The sequence below is a fragment of the Citrobacter sp. Cpo061 genome (assembly GCF_030332845.1).
Classification (GTDB): Bacteria; Pseudomonadota; Gammaproteobacteria; order Enterobacterales; family Enterobacteriaceae; genus Citrobacter; species Citrobacter portucalensis.
Window position 1 is genome coordinate 58,026 of sequence record NZ_JAOWHB010000050.1, and the last position, 15,524, is coordinate 73,549.

Here is a 15,524-nt window from a genome sequence, read left to right on the forward strand (position 1 = left end):
ATATATCCTGATATTTTATACGAGTAATGTGTTAGTATGATGATACTAAGAACTTTATAATTTCTCGTAAAGAGACACTTTCGATATATTGATAGGATCCACTTTTAGTATAAAGGTTAATACAATGAAGAAAAACAATGCGCCTTTATTTCAAGGATTTGTTTTAGGAAAAGGCGCGGTTAAGGAGCAGGTTTACCACATCCTCCGCGATCACATCCTCGAAGGGCGATTGCCGCCAGGAACAAAATTGCCATCAACCAGGGCATTGTCCGAGATGATGTCAATTTCACGAAACTCAGCGATCGCCGGTTATGACAGGCTTTTAGATGAAGGGTATATCCTGACCCGTAAAGGGTCTGGAACATATGTCTCACATAATATTCCGGATCGGAGTATCAGCAATAGCTATCCAAAGATGGCGTCGGGGGACGCCGTCTCGCCTGATGAACAGGTTCACAGCCGAAATAATCCTGTTCGCGATTTGTGGTCAAATGAGTATGAAGGGCGCGGCATGAACCGCCTATTTGCGGTTGGTGTCGGGTGTACGGATCTCTTCCCGCATGCGTTATGGGGAAAGCTACTGCAACGTGTCTGGAGACAATCCCGGCATCAACTGGGCGCTCACACTCATCCTTGCGGGTACCTTCCTTTGAGAAAAGCGGTTTGCCGCTACATTAAAACAACGCGTGGAGTGAACTGTAACGAAGATCAGATAGTCATCGTAAATGGTATTCAACAGGCATTGAACATTACTGCACGAGCATTGCTGTCGGCAGGAAGTGACGTTTGGCTGGACGACCCGGGTTACAAAGGCGCTCGCGGAGCCTTCATGTCAGTTGGCGCGATGGTGAGGCCGGTACCGGTAGATAGCGAGGGAATGAACGTCCGCTATGGTATTGATCATTTTCCTGACGCTAAGCTGGCCTATGTCGTCCCGTCGGATCAATATCCATTAAGTGGAACGTTAAGTTTATCCCGGCGTTTTGAGTTGCTGGAATGGGCGAAGTCGAATCAGGCATGGATATTTGAAGATGACTATAATAGCGAGTTCCGTTATGCCGACCGTTCTTTACAAGCTCTGCAAGGATTAGATCAGAATCAACGCGTAATCTACGCCGGAACATTTTCTAAAATGATGTACCCGGAATTCCGTTTAGGTTTTTTAGTTGTCCCGCCGGGTTTACAAGAGCAAATTATGGTGACGAAATATTTTTCCGATCTTGGCACCAGTTATCTTGAACAGGCTGTGATGGCGAATTTTATTGAGGATGGTCACTATGCCAGTCATGTGCGCCGAATTCGTAAGGCATGCTATGAAAGAAGAACTGCGCTGGTCAATGCTATTCAAGAATACCTGGCTGATAAAATGATTGTGCAGCCTTCTGACTCTGGCGTCCATATTGTGTGCTGGCTAAAAAACGGATTAACCGGAAATGAAGTTGAGGAGCAAGCCAGATTACTAGGGATGGGAATACTATCACTAAGTCGTTATTACCAGAGCGATATCTCACGACAGGGGATTTTGATTGGTTTTGCAAATCATCCGGTAGAGGCAATTGTTGATGGGATTCGCCGTTTGGCTCAGGTTATTTAAATTAAAATTTATTCCGCTCTTAGCATTAATGCAGTAAATACGTTTCTTTCGCTACGGGCAAAAATATAGCGCCTGTTTTTTGTATAATTAAAGAGTGTGGATCCGTTAAAAACACGCATTGTGGTTCTTTTGGGCCGCTCAGTTTGATCATACCCTGCGCTGGTTTAGTTCTGTTTTGTAAGAGGTACAGATATGCCGGGCGTCTTTAATCAATTCCAACAACCCGTAGGTATGACTTTGTCTGACTGGAAAGGCGCACCCTTTCCACAGGCTCAGCAAATTACAGGTCGCTATTGTAAGCTTGAACGCATTAACACCGAACGCCATGCAAAAGAGTTGTATGAAGCGTACTGCGAAGCAAGCGATTGTCGTGACTGGACATATCTGGCGGTCGGGCCTTTTGAAACTTTTGATGCCTTCCTGGTTTATTTAAAAAACATGGAAGAACAGACAGATCCGATGCATTTTGCCGTGATCGATTTAACCAGTATGAAACCTGTTGGGACGTTTGCTCTTATGCGGATTGATCCCGCAAATGGTGTGATTGAGGTAGGGCATGTTTCTTACTCCGTACGCATGAAACGCACGCGAATTTCAACGGAAGTCATCTCATTGCTTTTAAAGTACGTTTTTGAGGATCTGGGCTATCGCCGCTTTGAATGGAAATGTGATGCCTTCAATGCGCCTTCCCGTAGGGCGGCAGAGCGCTTTGGCTTCAGTTTTGAAGGTATATTTCGGCAGGCTATTGTTACCCGTGGACGAAATCGTGATACCGCATGGTACTCAATCATCGACGGCGAGTACCCGACACTTCGACCTGCCTACGATCTGTGGCTCGATGAGGGTAATTTCGATAGCCAGGGACGGCAGATTCGGCGCCTTGGCGAACTGATGGAAAGGGGATAAAAAAGCTCCCCGAATAAACCGGGGAGCCAGAAAGCGTAGCGCACGCGCAGTATTATTTCTGCCGCGACTCCAGCCAGACCAGCGCCAGCGTGGAGAGTGCGCACATCAGCAGAATGCCGACAAACCAAAACAGATACCACATCGTACGGTCCTCCCTAGTAAAGTTCGTGATTGTGGCGGCGGATCGTTTCTACATTGATTCGTCCCAGCATTTTGTAATAACTCCACACGGTATAAAGCAGAACGATCGGTAGAAAAATCAGCACAATAACCAGCATGATACTGAGCGTCATCTGGCTGGAAGTGCTGTCCCACACCGTCAGACTGGAGAGCGGATACGCGCTTGAAGGCATCACAAACGGAAACAGGGTGATTCCGGCGGTGAAGATCACGCAGGCCTGGGTCAGTGAAGCGCACAGAAATCCCCATACGGCCCGACGTTGCCCGCAGGCATAGATCGCGAGCATCGGGAAAATCATGCCAAGCAGCGGAATAATTAACAGCAGTGGTGACTGATAAAAGTGCGCCATCCACGCGCCCGGTGAGGTCGTTACCATTTTTAACAGCGGGTTGGAAGGACCATTCGGATCCTGGCTAAGTAGCACATAGCCGTCGATCCCCGTCCATAGCCAGTAACCGGCTAACAGAAAGCAGAGCACGACCAGCATTGCGCTACGACGGGTAGCAGAGAGCGCGCGTTGGTGAAGAATGCCGTCGGTCTTCAACTGGAGCCACACGCCTCCTTGCAGAATAACCAGCATCAGGCTTAATGCGCCGCACAGCAGCGCAAAGGGTGAGAGTAACTGCCAGAAAGTGCCCAGGTATTGCACATGAAGCTGTGGTGTGAAGATAAAAGGCACGCCCAGGAACAGGTTGCCGAACGCGACGCCGAAGATAACAGGAGGGACCAGGCTCCCGATAACCAACCCGGTGTCCCACATAGCACGCCAGCGTGCATTGGCTATTTTGCCGCGATAATCAAAGGCCAACGGGCGAAAGAAAAGGGCACACAGCACCAGGATCATTGCCACATAAAACCCCGAAAATGCGGCGGCATAGACCCGCGGCCAGGCCGCGAATAATGCACCACCCGCCAGAATGAGCCACACCTGGTTACCTTCCCAGTGCGCCCCGACGCTATTGATTAACACCCGTCGCTCATCATCGTTTCGCGCGATCAGCGGTAACAGGCAGCCGACCCCCATATCAAACCCGTCAGTGACCATAAAGGCCACCAGAATGATGCCAATCAGCAGCCACCAAATGAGCCGCAACGTTTCATAATCCAACATGATTGTCTCCTTTATCCCTGTTGTTGCGCTGGTTGCTGGTTATGCATTGCATCTGGACCAAGGCGCGCGTATTTCTGCATCAGGTAGACCTCAGCAATTAAAAACAGGGTGTAAAGCGTGAGAATTAGCCCCATCGAGAAGGCCAGTTGGCCTGCGCTCAGCGCGGAGTGGGCGTACCATGTCGGCAAAATATCCTGAATCGCCCATGGCTGGCGGCCAAACTCCGTCATAAACCAGCCAGCTTCGATGGCAATCCACGGGAGCGGCAGGCTCCATAGTGTCATGCGCAGTACCCAGCGATGCTGGTCGATACGCCAGCGTAAGGTCTGTATCAACGCAATCGCCATCACCAGTAGCAGCAGCGAACCGCAAGCAATCATGATGCGAAAGCTCCAGAACACGGGGGCCACTTGCGGAATGGCGCCGCGTTGCGCGGCCTGATATTGCGCTGGCGTAACGTGGTTCATGTCAGGCGCGTAGTTCGCCAGCAGGATGCCGTAACCCAGATCTTTCTCCACAGCGTGAAAAGCGTTCAGTACCTGAGGCGTTCGGTTACCTTTGGCAATTTCCTGCATCAGTAACCATGCCTCCCGGCCTCGCTGCAGGCGTGGGAGCGCGTCCGCCATCAGGTTTTTCAGCCCCGGAACCGGCGTATCCAAAGAGTGGGTCGCCAGAATACCCAGCAGGGCCGGTATTTTCACGGCAAAGGCGTTACGCTCTTGCTCCTGCTGCGGCCAGGCGATGACATGAAAGGGCGCGGGGGCCGGTTCGGTTTGCCATTCGCCCTCCATTGCCGCCAGTTTTACTGGCTGGAGCTGGGCGACCTCAAAGGCTGAGCTATCACCCAGTTGTAGCGTGCCGAGGATAGCCAGCGTGCCAAAGACGGAACCCACCGCGAAGGAGCGCCGGGCGAACTCGCGATTGCGACCACGCAGCAAATACCAGGCGCTGATGGACATCACAAACATGGCGCCGGTGACATAACCAGACATCACGGTATGCACAAATTTCACCTGGCTGACGGGGTTAAAGACCAGCTCGCTAAAGCTGGTCATCTCCATGCGCAGGGTATCAATATTAAAGTGAGCGCCAGTTGGATATTGCATCCAGCCGTTGGCGTTGAGGATCCACAGGGCCGAAATGTTAGAGCCAAACGCAACCAGCCAGGTCACCAGTAAATGCTGATACTTGTTTAAGCGCTGCCAGCCAAAGAAGAACAGCCCCACGAAGGTGGATTCAAGAAAGAAGGCCATCAAGGCTTCCATCGCCAGCGGGGCACCGAAAATATCACCCACATAGTTGGAATAGAGCGACCAGTTAGTACCGAACTGAAACTCCATGGTCAGGCCGGTTGCCACGCCGAGCGCAAAGTTAATACCGAATAGCTTTCCCCAGAAACGCGTCATGTCGCGGTAGACTGTTTTGCCGGTCACCACGAACAGGGTTTCCATGATGGCTAGCAAAAAAATCAGCCCCAGCGTCAGGGGAACAAACAGAAAATGGTACAGCGCGGTCAGCGCAAACTGCCAGCGCGATAAGTCAATGACGTCCCACATGCGAACTCCATCAGGCATTAGAGAGTGAATAGGTAAGGAAGAAAACGCCAGACCCGCAGTAGAAAAGTACGCGGGTCTAAAGAGGGGGATCAGGCCGGCGGGCCGGATGCCAGCCAGCCGCAGACTTCATCCAGGCGCTCGAGCGAGTCGAGCAGATCTTCCGGTGCGGCCAACACCAGTTCCGGCAACGGACAGATCTCATAACTCTCAAGCAGAAGCCCTTTCAGGGTATCCAGACAGCGAACATGCCAGACATGGCGCAGCGCCGTGGCGTCGATTTGGCTCTCGCCGTAGCCGATGGTGCGGATTTGAATGTGCCCTTCGCCGCACAGGCGGGCGAGGAACAGGCGATCCGCGTCGCTAATCGGCAGTTGGGTGAGGTTAATGCTATGGGGTTGCGCTGCCGGATCGCGCACGTGCGCCAGCAATTCCTGGGCCAGCGTCAGGCCATTCATCAACCCATCTATAGGCGGAGGCAGCAGGCTATCGTCCGGCAGCGTATTGATTGTTGCCGCCTGCCAAAGTGCCCGTGGTGCGCTGCCTACTTCCAGATGTTCCTGCCATTGCCCCTTGTCATTCTGACAACGCACCCGCCAGATACCGCAGAAAATCGACTCCTGAATCTCGCTCGCCCTGCCGTCAGCATGCTGAATGCGCACGGAAACTTCGCCTTCGCCGAGTAGCGTATTCAGAAAGGTGAGATCGTCTGCATTGAGCGAGGATAAATCCCATCCCAGCACATCCGGTTTGGCGGGAATTCTCTGGGTGAGCTGGTGGCGCACATCGGCTAACAATGCCATCACCGCCGGACTGTGCGGACAGTTTTCCAGTGTTGCCATGCTGGGGTCGCTGTTGACCTGGCAGGTGAGGGGCAAGGGATTCATGCTGAAGCAGTCATCACCTGGCTGCGTTCCTGGCCCCAGCAGATGAAAAAAGGAATCGCTCATCATGCAGACTCCGGCGGTATACGTTCTTCAACGAGGGGACGCATCAGGTTGAGCAAGTCGGCCCACGGGTGGATACCGCTGAGAATGCCGCGCAGCTCACCTTGGGTAAACACCAGGGTAGCCGGAAAACGGAACACGCCAAAGCGATCGCCGATCGCCTCGCTGTGTTCAAGATCCGCCATGGCGATGTGCCAGTCAAACTGGGGAAACTCGCGGAGCAACTCGGCAATCATGACCGGGTTATCGCTGACTTCCGGTGTACGGCGAGGATCGCTACTGAGCAGGACCACGCCATTACGCACGCGGGTTATCCAGTCATCCAGTTCAGATGCGCTCAGCGGTTGCCAGCCCTTAGCCAGCATTCGCTGCCATAGCGCAGAAAACGCTTGGTCATTCAACATGTTAATTATCTCTCCAGCGTTACGCGATACTGGCGAATACGCACGCCTTCATAGTTTTCCATCGACAGGCAGTCATAGTTCAGGCAACGCGTTTCATCGCTTATCTGTGGCGCAATGCCCCACGCGGCCAGTTGCGTAAGCGCGGCCTGTTCTGCCGCCGGGAGCTGAGCGCGCGCGATGTCGGTCAGGCTGCCGCCATAGTCGTCCAGCTGTACCGGCTGTAGTCCCACCAGAGCGATGTGCGCGGGGAGATGGCCGCGAATATCCGCCAGAGCCAGCACTTCAGAGAAGCTGTTCTGATGCAGACTCATTTTTTTGGCGCTGAGGTAACTCGGGACTTTGTCTCCGGCGTAAGTTTGCAGGGTGCCTGGCGCGAGCCCGTAGTCGATGGCGTCAAGCAGCAGCAAATGGCTGGCCTGCTCAACGTAGCCCAGCAGATTCAGTCCCTGCGTGCCGCCGTCAACAATCTCTACCGATTCAGGCCAGTGATAATGAGCGTACAGGCGCTCAGCGAGGCGAATACCAAACCCTTCATCTGCCCACAGCAGGTTGCCTAAGCCCATCACGATGACGTTAGGTTCGCTCATGACGCCTCCTTATCGTGCTGACCCTTAGGAAACTTATGACTACGAAAGCCGTTAATCATGGTTGAGATGACGGTCTCGTCAGACATGATGTCCTCACGAATCGCCATATACACATGGCCTACGATGAAGGCGGCGATGAACCACATCCCTAACCGATGCCAGCTGTGGATATCGAGAGAGTTCCCGCCGGTCCAGTAGAAAAACTCCGTCACATAGCGGAAAGGGATAAAAATGGCGTACTGGCTATGTTCGCTGTATAAGGCAAAACCGGTGAGGATCATAAAAACGGAAAGCAGGAAATAACCGCACATCGCCGCCTGCGCGATGGGGTTATGACCGATATCATCTCCCGGTTTTTTTTCCAGAAACAGATACCAACGCACCACAGAATACGCACCCTGCCACCAGCTGCGCCGCCAGATCGGCACGATAAACAGTTCGCGTGAATAGCGGTTACCGACGAAGGCCCAGTAAATGCGCATCAACAGTATCACCGTGAACACCATGGCGGCGGCGAAATGCACCAGCCGGATGTCGCCCATGTAGAACAGATAAGTGGCCTCACCGCTGACCGACGGCAGCGGTCGGCCAATGAAGTATCCGGTCACCATCAACACCAACATGCAGCCCACCGTCAGCCAGTGCCACAAGCGTACTGGCGCTTCAAACACATAGTGGCTGGTGGCGGTATCACGCGCCTCCCCGACGCGTGGGGATGTTTTTCCAGTCATCGTTCCGTTCCTTAACGCTTAGCGAACCTGGACGGCGATAAGTTCGCTGCCGTCGTTGCCGAGTACGTGGGTTGAACATGCCAGGCAGGGGTCGAAGCTGTGCAAGGTGCGCAGGATCTCCAACGGTTGATCCGGTATCGCCATTTGGGTGCCCATCAGCGCCGCCTCGTAAGCGCCAATTTGTCCCTTTGGATCGCGCGGGCTGGCATTCCAGGTGGTCGGCACCACGCATTGATACAGGTCGATCTTCTGGTCGCGAATCGATGCCCAGTGGCCTAATGCTCCGCGCGGCGCTTCGGTAAAACCGATCCCGCGACAGTGCTGCGGCCAACTTTCAGGCTCCCACTTTTCGGTATTTGCGGTAGCCAGATTGCCGTTTTTCAGGTTGGTCATCAGCTTGTCGAAGAAATATTGCAGCTTGCTCACGGCCCACTGCGCTTCGTGCGCGCGACACAGAATACGTCCCAGCGTTGATTGCATACCCGACAGCGGCAGCTTGAGGGCGGACATCATGCGATCCACGGATTCAATCGTGGCGGCATCCCCTTTGTGATAGGCAATCAGCGTACGCGCCAACGGCCCAACTTCCATAGCGTGTCCCCGCCAGCGCGGGGCTTTAATCCACGAGTAGCGTTCCTGTTCGTTGAGCTGCTTGATATCGGTATCGCTGCCTTTGACATCGCCCGGGTTGTACCAGGGTTCAGTAATCCCTTCGAACGGGTGGCGACCTAATTGATCGTCCGGATAACGATACCAGGCATGATCGACAAACTCCTGAATTTGCTGCTGATCGTCCATGTCCACCGGCATGACGTTGTTAAAATCACCATTAATCACCGCGCCGCCAGGCATCAACAGGCTCTTCGCGCTGAAGTCATTGGCGATATCCGGGAACGCGCCGTAGCTTAAGACGCACTTATCAGAAAGCCCGGTGCCAATCTGGCTCCAGGGTTTATTGAACTGGCCGATAGCCAGCGCGTCAGGCACCATGACGTTGTTGATGAAATCAGCGGTGCGGGTGATGATCGACTGCACCAGGTTCAGGCGTTCCATATCGACTGCGCCTACCGCGCCGCTCTGATCGATATTGATAGCGCACGGCATCCCACCGACAATCCAGTTCGGATGCGGATTCTTACCGCCAAACACCGTATGGATTTTGATGATCTCGCGCTGAAAATCGAGCGCTTCCAGATAGTGGGCAAAGCCCATCAGGTTGGCCTCTGGCGACAGCTTGTACTGCGGATGTCCCCAGTAACCGTTGCGAAAAATCCCCAACTGACCGCCTTCGACAAATTTCTTCAGGCGATTTTGGACGTCAAAGAAGTAGCCTGGAGAAGACATCGGCCAGGCTGAAAGGCTTTGTGCCAGCTGCGATGTGGCGCGCGGATCTGCTTTTAGGGCATTCAGCACGTCAATCCAGTCCATTCCGGCTAACTGGTAAAAGTGCACCAGATGGTCGTGGCACCACAGCGTCGCCAGCATAATATTGCGAATGATGTTGGCGTTGTCGGGCACCTTTATGCCAATAGCGTCCTCAATGGCATAGACCGAGGCGAGCGCATGTACGCCGGTGCACACTCCGCAGATTCGTTCGACAAATGCCCAGGCATCGCGCGGGTCGCGCCCCTGTAGAATGATCTCCAGCCCGCGGAACATAGTGCCGCAGGAAACCGCGTTGGTGATGATGTTCTGCTCATTAATGTTCACTTCACAACGCATATGGCCTTCAATGCGCGTGATGGGGTCGACAACCAGACGGCGACCGGCATTGTTTAAGGTATATCCCTGGGTTTGATACGAATTGCTCATGCCTGTTTATCCTTATTGTCTGGAGACTGTTGTCCGGCGTCGGCTAGTTGCTGTTTGTGGCGGTTGTGTTGATTGACGGCGCTGGCGACTGCGTGAACACCGACACCGGCCGCCACGACGCCTAGCGCGGTGAGGCCCACGGTATCGGCGGTTGAATGCGTCCCCATTTGCGGAATATCAACCACGCGACTGTAGAACGAACCGCGATCCCAGAAGCCGTTTTCCGAACATCCCAGACAACCGTGGCCGGACTGGATGGGGAAGGAAACGCCACCATTCCAGCGGGTGGTGGAACAGGCGTTATAGGTGGTTGGCCCTTTGCAGCCCATTTTGTACAGGCAATAGCCTTTGCGGGCGGCGTCATCGTCCCAACTCTCAACGAACTCCCCGGCGTCAAAGTGGGCGCGGCGGTAGCATTTATCGTGAATACGCTGACCATAGAACATCAGCGGACGACCCAGACGATCGAGTTCAGGCAAACGATCAAATGTCACCATGTAGGTAATGATGGCGCTCATGACATCCGGAATCGGCGGGCAGCCGGGCACTTTCACGATCGGCTTATCGGTGATCACCTTATCGATCGGCGTAGCCTGGGTAGGGTTAGGCCGGGCAGCCTGCACGCAGCCCCAAGAGGCGCAGGTTCCCCAGGCGATAATCGCGCTGGCACCTGCTGCGGCTCTTTTTAGCTTTTCAATAAAAGGGCGCCCGCTGCTGATGCAAAACATTCCTTGCTCGCCCAGCGGAGGGTTGCCTTCGACTGCCAGAATGTATCGGCCGTGGTAGCGGCTCAGAATGTCTTCAAATACCTCTTCGGCCTGCGTTCCGGCGGCGGCCATCAGCGTGTCGTCGTAATCGAGGGAAATCAGGGAGAGGATGACGTCTTTGGCAAGTGGGTGAGAGGAGCGGATAAATGATTCGGTGCAGCAGGTGCATTCCAGCCCGTGGATCCAGACTACCGGGATTCGGGGTTTGTTCTCCAGCGCCCAGGCAATTCTGGGCGTCATTCCTGCTCCCAACCCCAGCGATGTAGCCGCGAGGCTACAATATTTGAGAAAACTGCGTCTACTTACGCCTTTGCGACGCATCGCCTGATAAAAGGTCTCCTCGTTATTCGTATTCATAACACGCGTTTCTTCCCCCGTTGAGTTCTGGCGCATGCCGCCAGCGATATCTAAAAAAGCGTATCCGATCGGAAGGGAGAAACAATGCAAAGAGTGTGGTTATGTCCTATTGCGATATTTTCGTGCCTGTTACCTGTTTTTCGCTTTCCAGGAATAAAAAAACGCACAGGGGGGATCGCCCTGTGCGTCGGGTTTATCGCGGAAGAACTTAAACCCCAAGGCGATCGCGTAAGCTGTAATATGCCGCCCCCATGGCGGTAAACGGAATGCGCAGGCTGCGGCCTCCCGGGAACGGGTAGTGCGGCAGTTTGGCGAACGCGTCAAAGCGCTCGGCATCCCCGCGCAGCAGTTCGGAAATCAGGCGTCCTGCCAGGTGAGTACAGGTCACGCCGTGGCCGCTGTAACCCTGCATATAGTAAATGTTGGTATCAAGACGGCCGAACTGCGGCATACGAGACAGCGTTAACAGGAAATTACCGGTCCAGCGGTAATCAATTTTTACCCCCTGCAATTGCGGGAAGGTCTTCAGCAGTTTCGGCATTACCAGACGCTCAATATCGTCCGGATCGCGAGCGCCGTAGACCACACCACCGCCGTACAGCAGGCGGTTATCTCCGGTCAGACGGTAGTAATCGAGCAGGTAGTTACAATCTTCCACACAGTAGTTTTTCGGGATCAGCGAGCGCGCCATCTCCGCCGACAGCGGTTCGGTGGTTAACACCTGCGTGCCGCACGGCATGCTGCTTTTTGCCAGCGCTGGTTCCAGTTTGTCACCGAGATAGGCGTTGCCCGCGACGATCACAAAGCGGGCCGTCACCTGGCCTTTTTCAGTGCTGACCACCGCCGGGCTGGTGTGCTGAATACGGGTGACTGGCGACTGTTCGTAGACGCGTCCGCCGTTCAGACGAATGGCGTTAGCTTCGCCAATCGCCAGGTTCAGCGGGTGAATATGACCACCGCTGTGGTCGAGCAGCGCGCCGACATAACGATCGCTGCTGACTTCGCGACGAATTTCACTGCTGTCTAACAGTTCAAGCTGCGTGTTGCCGTAGCGTTCCCAGTTCGACTTCTGCTCTTCCAGCGTTTCCATCTGTTTGTGGTTCAGCGCTACAAACAGCCCGCCGGGACGATAGTCGCATTCGATCTGATAACGCTTGATGCGTTCGCGGATGATATTGCCGCCTTCAAACATCATTCCACCGAGCATTTTAGCGGTGTCCGGGCCATAGGTACGTTCGATGACGTCGATATCACGACTGTAGGAGTTCACCAACTGACCGCCGTTACGTCCGCTGGCCCCGAAACCAATACGCGCGGATTCCAGTAGCACCACGTCGTAACCCATTTCCGCTAAATGCAGGGCGGAGGAGAGTCCGGTATAACCACCGCCCACGACACAAACATCACAGCTAACCGATTCGCTAAGGGTCGGAAACGGTTCGTACTGATTGGCGCTTGCGGCGTAATAACTGCTGGTATGTTCAGTCATGATTAAGACTCCAGGGAGATCCAGATGGTTTTCAGTTCGCTAAATTTTTCCAGCGCATGCAGGGATTTATCGCGTCCGTTACCGCTTTGCTTATAACCGCCGAACGGCACGGTCATATCACCGTCGTTGTAGTTATTCACGAAGACTGAGCCGGCTTTCAGGCGACGGCTCATACGGTGGGCGCGCGACAAATCGCGGGTCCAGACCGCGGCGCCGAGGCCGTAGTCACTGTCGTTAGCCAGCGCCAGAGCTTCGGCTTCGCTGCTAAAACGGGTGATGACCAGTACCGGGCCGAAGATTTCATCGCGGCTGACGTGGGCCTGCGGTGCGGTATCGACAAAAATCGTCGGGCCGATAGCGGCGGGATGTACGTGGCTGCGGCCATCCAGCGCCAGCGTGCCTTGCGCTTCACCGTCGCGAATAAACGTGTCTACGGTGTCGGCATGCGCATTGTCGATAAGCGTGCCCATCGTGGTTTCCGGATCCAGCGGGTTGCCAGGCTGCCAGTTTTTCGCCTGCTCTTTCAGCAGCGCGATAAATTCGTCGGCAATACTCTCTTCCAGCAGCAGGCGCGTACCGGCGATACAGACCTGACCCTGGTTGTAGAAAATGCCTGCCGCTGCATTAGCGGCGGCTTTCGGCAGATCCGGGCAGTCGGCAAACACGATATTGGCGCTTTTACCTCCGGCCTCCAGCCAGACGCGTTTCATGTTGCTGTCGCCAGCGTCTTTGAGCAGTTGCTTGCCGGTACGGGTCGAGCCGGTAAAGGTGATCACATCAACATCCGGATGTTGTGACAACGCCTGACCCGCTTCGTGACCATACCCGCTAACAACGCTGAGAACGCCATCGGGCAAACCTGCTTTTTTAGCCAGCGCAGCCAGGCGAATGGCGGTCAGCGGTGATTTTTCGGAAGGCTTGAGGATCACGCTGTTACCCGCAGCCAGTGCCGGGCCGAGTTTCCAGCAGGCCAGCAGCAGAGGAAAATTCCACGGTACAATGGCGGCAATCACGCCTACCGGTTCGCGCACAATCAGTGCCAGATCGTTCACCGAGGTGGTGGCAACTTCGCCATAGACTTTATCTATAGCTTCGGCATACCAGCGGATGGCGCGTGCCGCGCCGGGAATATCATCACGCAGGCTATGGCGAATCGGTTTACCGGTATCGAGCGTTTCCAGTAGCGCCAGCTCCTCGTGATGCTGCTCCATTAAATCGGCGAGTTTGTGCAGTACCGCTTTGCGCTCTGCGGGTGATGCTTGCGACCAGTCTCCGCGTTCAAAGACGGTACGGGCTGCGGTGACCGCGCGGTCCACATCCGCTTTTTTACCGCGGGCGACTTTAGCCAGAGGACGTTGTCCTGCCGGATCCAGCGTAATAAAAGTTTCGTTATCAGCGGCGGCACAATATTCGCCGTTAATAAATAAACGGGTCTCTGGTGAATAATGGCTGGCTTTCTCACGCCAATATTTAAGATTCTGAAAGTTCATAGCTACTCCTTTTATATCAATAAGATAAAGTTCGTTGCTGATCTTTTTCAGGCAAAATCAGGCTGCACGATGCCCCAGGGATGTACCCTGTTAATGCGCGTTATTTAAGAAGGCCTGAGAAACTCAGGCCGCTACTTATTAGAAAGTGGTGGGAGTGTGGGCACTAATGATGCGGCAGATCCCTGCCGAGGTGTTGCTGAAGCTGTGTGGTATGCCGGTGTTAATGGCATAGCTTTGCCCTGCAACAAGAGGATACGTTTGACCATTGATGGTCAGTATCACTTCACCTTCCAGTATTGTGCCAATCTCTTCACCCTGGTGTTTAATTCTCTCCCCGGTTGTCGTGCCTGGCTGATAGGTTTCAAACATCATTGCCAGCGTACGATTCGGATTTCCGTTGTGTACCAGCTTCATGGATACTCCCTGACTCCCGATCTCAATCAAATCATCCTGATTGATAACCACCTGCGGTTCGTCAGGCTTTTCCGGTTCCGCGAAGAACTCGGAGAGCGACAGCCCATATACTTTCAATAGCTTTTGCAGCGTACTGATGGCAGGACTGACTTTATCCTGCTCTATGGTGCTGATGGCGCTATGCGTTAACCCAGACAGTTCGGCGGCACGACGCTGCGAAAGACCCAATTGCTGGCGGATCTCTGACAAACGTTTACCCGGCGCCAGGCCGTCATCGCTCATAATTGCATTTCCTTAACTGTAGTGGTCAGAGTCGCTGTTTTTCAGCGAGGTGGTTCTGACAAGCGGTGATAAAACCTTCAAGTAACAAACGCGACAGGGCGTATTCGCTACTGTTCCATTCCGGGTGCCACTGCACGCCGAGCGCGAAAGGATGGTCATGGACGCTGGCAGCTTCCACTAATCCATCCTGCGAGCGTGCTTCCACGCGCAGCTGCGGGCCAAGGGTTTTTGCGCCCTGACCATGCAAGGAGTTAACCCAAAACGTGCTGCAACCTGGTACTAACTGAGATAGCAATCCTCCCTGTTGAACCTGGACTTCATGAGATGGTGCATATTGCTGCTCCACCGGGAGTTCCGCATCTTCACGATGTTCCAGGAACTGTGAGTGATCGCACAGGCGACGATACAGAGTCCCGCCAGTGGCGACAACTAATTCCTGTAAGCCCCGGCAGATGGCGAAAATGGGAATGCGCCTTTCGAGCCCGGCGGTAATTAGCGCCATGCTCAGAAGATCACGCCCGGGATCGGCGTCAGACTCATCGCCATTTTCACCATAGAGGTGCGGCTGCACATTGCTTGGGCTTCCTGGCAGGAAGATACCGTCCAGTTTCGGTAACAGCGCGTTCAACAATTCGGGTTCCGCAAGCGCATGGGGAAGCGCTATCGGTAATCCACCGGCATTTAATACCGCATTCAGGTACTTTTCTTGCAGAGTCTGGGTCTGGTGACCCTTAAGCCTGTTCCTACACATCACTACACCAATAACTGGCTTGTCAAATATATTGCCCATGATCGACCTCACGTTTTGGAATAAATTATTGCCAAACGGTTCCTTGTTGTGCCATTCCGTTCATTATTTTCTCAATCTAGCAGCGGAATAACCTTCTAGCAAACTTAAT

General features: G+C 54.0%; 15 protein-coding genes. 2 read left to right on the forward strand and 13 right to left on the reverse strand.

What is annotated here, in order from left to right:
• Positions 1-124: 124 nt before the first annotated feature.
• Positions 125-1,594 carry a MocR-like pyridoxine biosynthesis transcription factor PdxR gene (gene pdxR, locus OGX97_RS15260; RefSeq protein WP_279850366.1) on the forward strand — a complete coding sequence of 490 codons (1,470 nt, stop codon included), beginning with the start codon at positions 125-127 and terminating at the stop codon, positions 1,592-1,594.
• 192 nt (positions 1,595-1,786) lie between these two features.
• Complete coding sequence (locus tag OGX97_RS15265; protein ID WP_032942443.1) at positions 1,787-2,500, forward strand: GNAT family N-acetyltransferase; 714 nt, start codon at positions 1,787-1,789, stop codon at positions 2,498-2,500.
• Between the two features lie 52 nt (positions 2,501-2,552).
• Here OGX97_RS15265 and cbdX read toward each other — a convergent pair whose 3' ends face one another.
• From cbdX to puuD, 13 genes are all read right to left on the reverse strand, one after another.
• A complete protein-coding gene (gene cbdX / locus OGX97_RS15270) occupies positions 2,553-2,642 on the reverse strand; it encodes a cytochrome bd-II oxidase subunit CbdX (RefSeq protein WP_003830863.1) in 90 nt (29 codons plus the stop codon).
• A 13-nt stretch (positions 2,643-2,655) separates the two neighbouring features.
• Positions 2,656-3,792: a cytochrome d ubiquinol oxidase subunit II gene (appB, locus tag OGX97_RS15275; protein ID WP_008783832.1), complete on the reverse strand. Its 1,137-nt coding sequence runs from the start codon at positions 3,790-3,792 to the stop codon at positions 2,656-2,658.
• 11 nt (positions 3,793-3,803) lie between these two features.
• Complete coding sequence (appC, locus tag OGX97_RS15280; protein WP_267449286.1) at positions 3,804-5,348, reverse strand: cytochrome bd-II oxidase subunit 1; 1,545 nt, start codon at positions 5,346-5,348, stop codon at positions 3,804-3,806.
• An 89-nt stretch (positions 5,349-5,437) separates the two neighbouring features.
• The gene (locus tag OGX97_RS15285) at positions 5,438-6,295 is read right to left on the reverse strand and encodes a hydrogenase expression/formation protein (RefSeq protein ID WP_279850367.1); all 858 of its coding nucleotides are present in this window, start codon (positions 6,293-6,295) and stop codon (positions 5,438-5,440) included.
• Positions 6,295-6,696, reverse strand: coding sequence for a hydrogenase-1 operon protein HyaE (gene hyaE, locus OGX97_RS15290; protein ID WP_279850368.1), 402 nt, complete (start codon positions 6,694-6,696; stop codon positions 6,295-6,297). The genes OGX97_RS15285 and hyaE overlap by 1 nt, the downstream gene beginning before the upstream one ends.
• A 5-nt stretch (positions 6,697-6,701) precedes the next feature.
• Positions 6,702-7,283, reverse strand: a complete 582-nt coding sequence (hyaD, locus tag OGX97_RS15295) for a hydrogenase 1 maturation protease (protein WP_048214857.1) — start codon at positions 7,281-7,283, stop codon at positions 6,702-6,704.
• Positions 7,280-8,014, reverse strand: a complete 735-nt coding sequence (hyaC, locus tag OGX97_RS15300; protein WP_279850369.1) for a Ni/Fe-hydrogenase b-type cytochrome subunit — start codon at positions 8,012-8,014, stop codon at positions 7,280-7,282. The genes hyaD and hyaC overlap by 4 nt, the downstream gene beginning before the upstream one ends.
• Positions 8,015-8,032: 18 nt before the next feature.
• Entirely contained in the window at positions 8,033-9,826 is a 1,794-nt protein-coding gene (hyaB, locus tag OGX97_RS15305; RefSeq protein WP_279850370.1) for a Ni/Fe-hydrogenase large subunit, read from the reverse strand.
• A complete protein-coding gene (hyaA, locus tag OGX97_RS15310) occupies positions 9,823-10,950 on the reverse strand; it encodes a hydrogenase 1 small subunit (protein ID WP_095533162.1) in 1,128 nt (375 codons plus the stop codon). The genes hyaB and hyaA overlap by 4 nt, the downstream gene beginning before the upstream one ends.
• A 208-nt stretch (positions 10,951-11,158) precedes the next feature.
• The gene (locus OGX97_RS15315; protein WP_137377054.1) at positions 11,159-12,439 is read right to left on the reverse strand and encodes an NAD(P)/FAD-dependent oxidoreductase; all 1,281 of its coding nucleotides are present in this window, start codon (positions 12,437-12,439) and stop codon (positions 11,159-11,161) included.
• Between the two features lie 2 nt (positions 12,440-12,441).
• Positions 12,442-13,929 carry an aldehyde dehydrogenase PuuC gene (gene puuC / locus OGX97_RS15320; RefSeq protein ID WP_279850371.1) on the reverse strand — a complete coding sequence of 496 codons (1,488 nt, stop codon included), beginning with the start codon at positions 13,927-13,929 and terminating at the stop codon, positions 12,442-12,444.
• A 138-nt stretch (positions 13,930-14,067) separates the two neighbouring features.
• Positions 14,068-14,625 (reverse strand): HTH-type transcriptional regulator PuuR, encoded by a 558-nt coding sequence (gene puuR / locus OGX97_RS15325; protein ID WP_003830877.1) that lies wholly within the window; start codon positions 14,623-14,625, stop codon positions 14,068-14,070.
• 25 nt (positions 14,626-14,650) lie between these two features.
• Positions 14,651-15,415: a gamma-glutamyl-gamma-aminobutyrate hydrolase gene (gene puuD / locus OGX97_RS15330; protein ID WP_279850372.1), complete on the reverse strand. Its 765-nt coding sequence runs from the start codon at positions 15,413-15,415 to the stop codon at positions 14,651-14,653.
• Positions 15,416-15,524 lie beyond the last annotated feature (109 nt).

Bases quoted from the DNA above. Each gene is read 5' to 3' on its own strand.
- cbdX (WP_003830863.1), bottom strand. From the start codon at position 2,642: ATGTGGTATCTGTTTTGGTTTGTCGGCATTCTGCTGATGTGCGCACTC.
- hyaE (WP_279850368.1), bottom strand. From the start codon at position 6,696: ATGTTGAATGACCAAGCGTTTTCTGCGCTATGGCAGCGAATGCTGGCT.
- puuR (WP_003830877.1), bottom strand. From the start codon at position 14,625: ATGAGCGATGACGGCCTGGCGCCGGGTAAACGTTTGTCAGAGATCCGC.
- hyaD (WP_048214857.1), bottom strand. From the start codon at position 7,283: ATGAGCGAACCTAACGTCATCGTGATGGGCTTAGGCAACCTGCTGTGG.
- hyaC (WP_279850369.1), bottom strand. From the start codon at position 8,014: ATGACTGGAAAAACATCCCCACGCGTCGGGGAGGCGCGTGATACCGCC.
- puuC (WP_279850371.1), bottom strand. From the start codon at position 13,929: ATGAACTTTCAGAATCTTAAATATTGGCGTGAGAAAGCCAGCCATTAT.
- pdxR (WP_279850366.1), top strand. From the start codon at position 125: ATGAAGAAAAACAATGCGCCTTTATTTCAAGGATTTGTTTTAGGAAAA.
- hyaA (WP_095533162.1), bottom strand. From the start codon at position 10,950: ATGAATACGAATAACGAGGAGACCTTTTATCAGGCGATGCGTCGCAAA.
- puuD (WP_279850372.1), bottom strand. From the start codon at position 15,415: ATGGGCAATATATTTGACAAGCCAGTTATTGGTGTAGTGATGTGTAGG.
- hyaB (WP_279850370.1), bottom strand. From the start codon at position 9,826: ATGAGCAATTCGTATCAAACCCAGGGATATACCTTAAACAATGCCGGT.
- OGX97_RS15315 (WP_137377054.1), bottom strand. From the start codon at position 12,439: ATGACTGAACATACCAGCAGTTATTACGCCGCAAGCGCCAATCAGTAC.
- OGX97_RS15285 (WP_279850367.1), bottom strand. From the start codon at position 6,295: ATGAGCGATTCCTTTTTTCATCTGCTGGGGCCAGGAACGCAGCCAGGT.
- appB (WP_008783832.1), bottom strand. From the start codon at position 3,792: ATGTTGGATTATGAAACGTTGCGGCTCATTTGGTGGCTGCTGATTGGC.
- OGX97_RS15265 (WP_032942443.1), top strand. From the start codon at position 1,787: ATGCCGGGCGTCTTTAATCAATTCCAACAACCCGTAGGTATGACTTTG.
- appC (WP_267449286.1), bottom strand. From the start codon at position 5,348: ATGTGGGACGTCATTGACTTATCGCGCTGGCAGTTTGCGCTGACCGCG.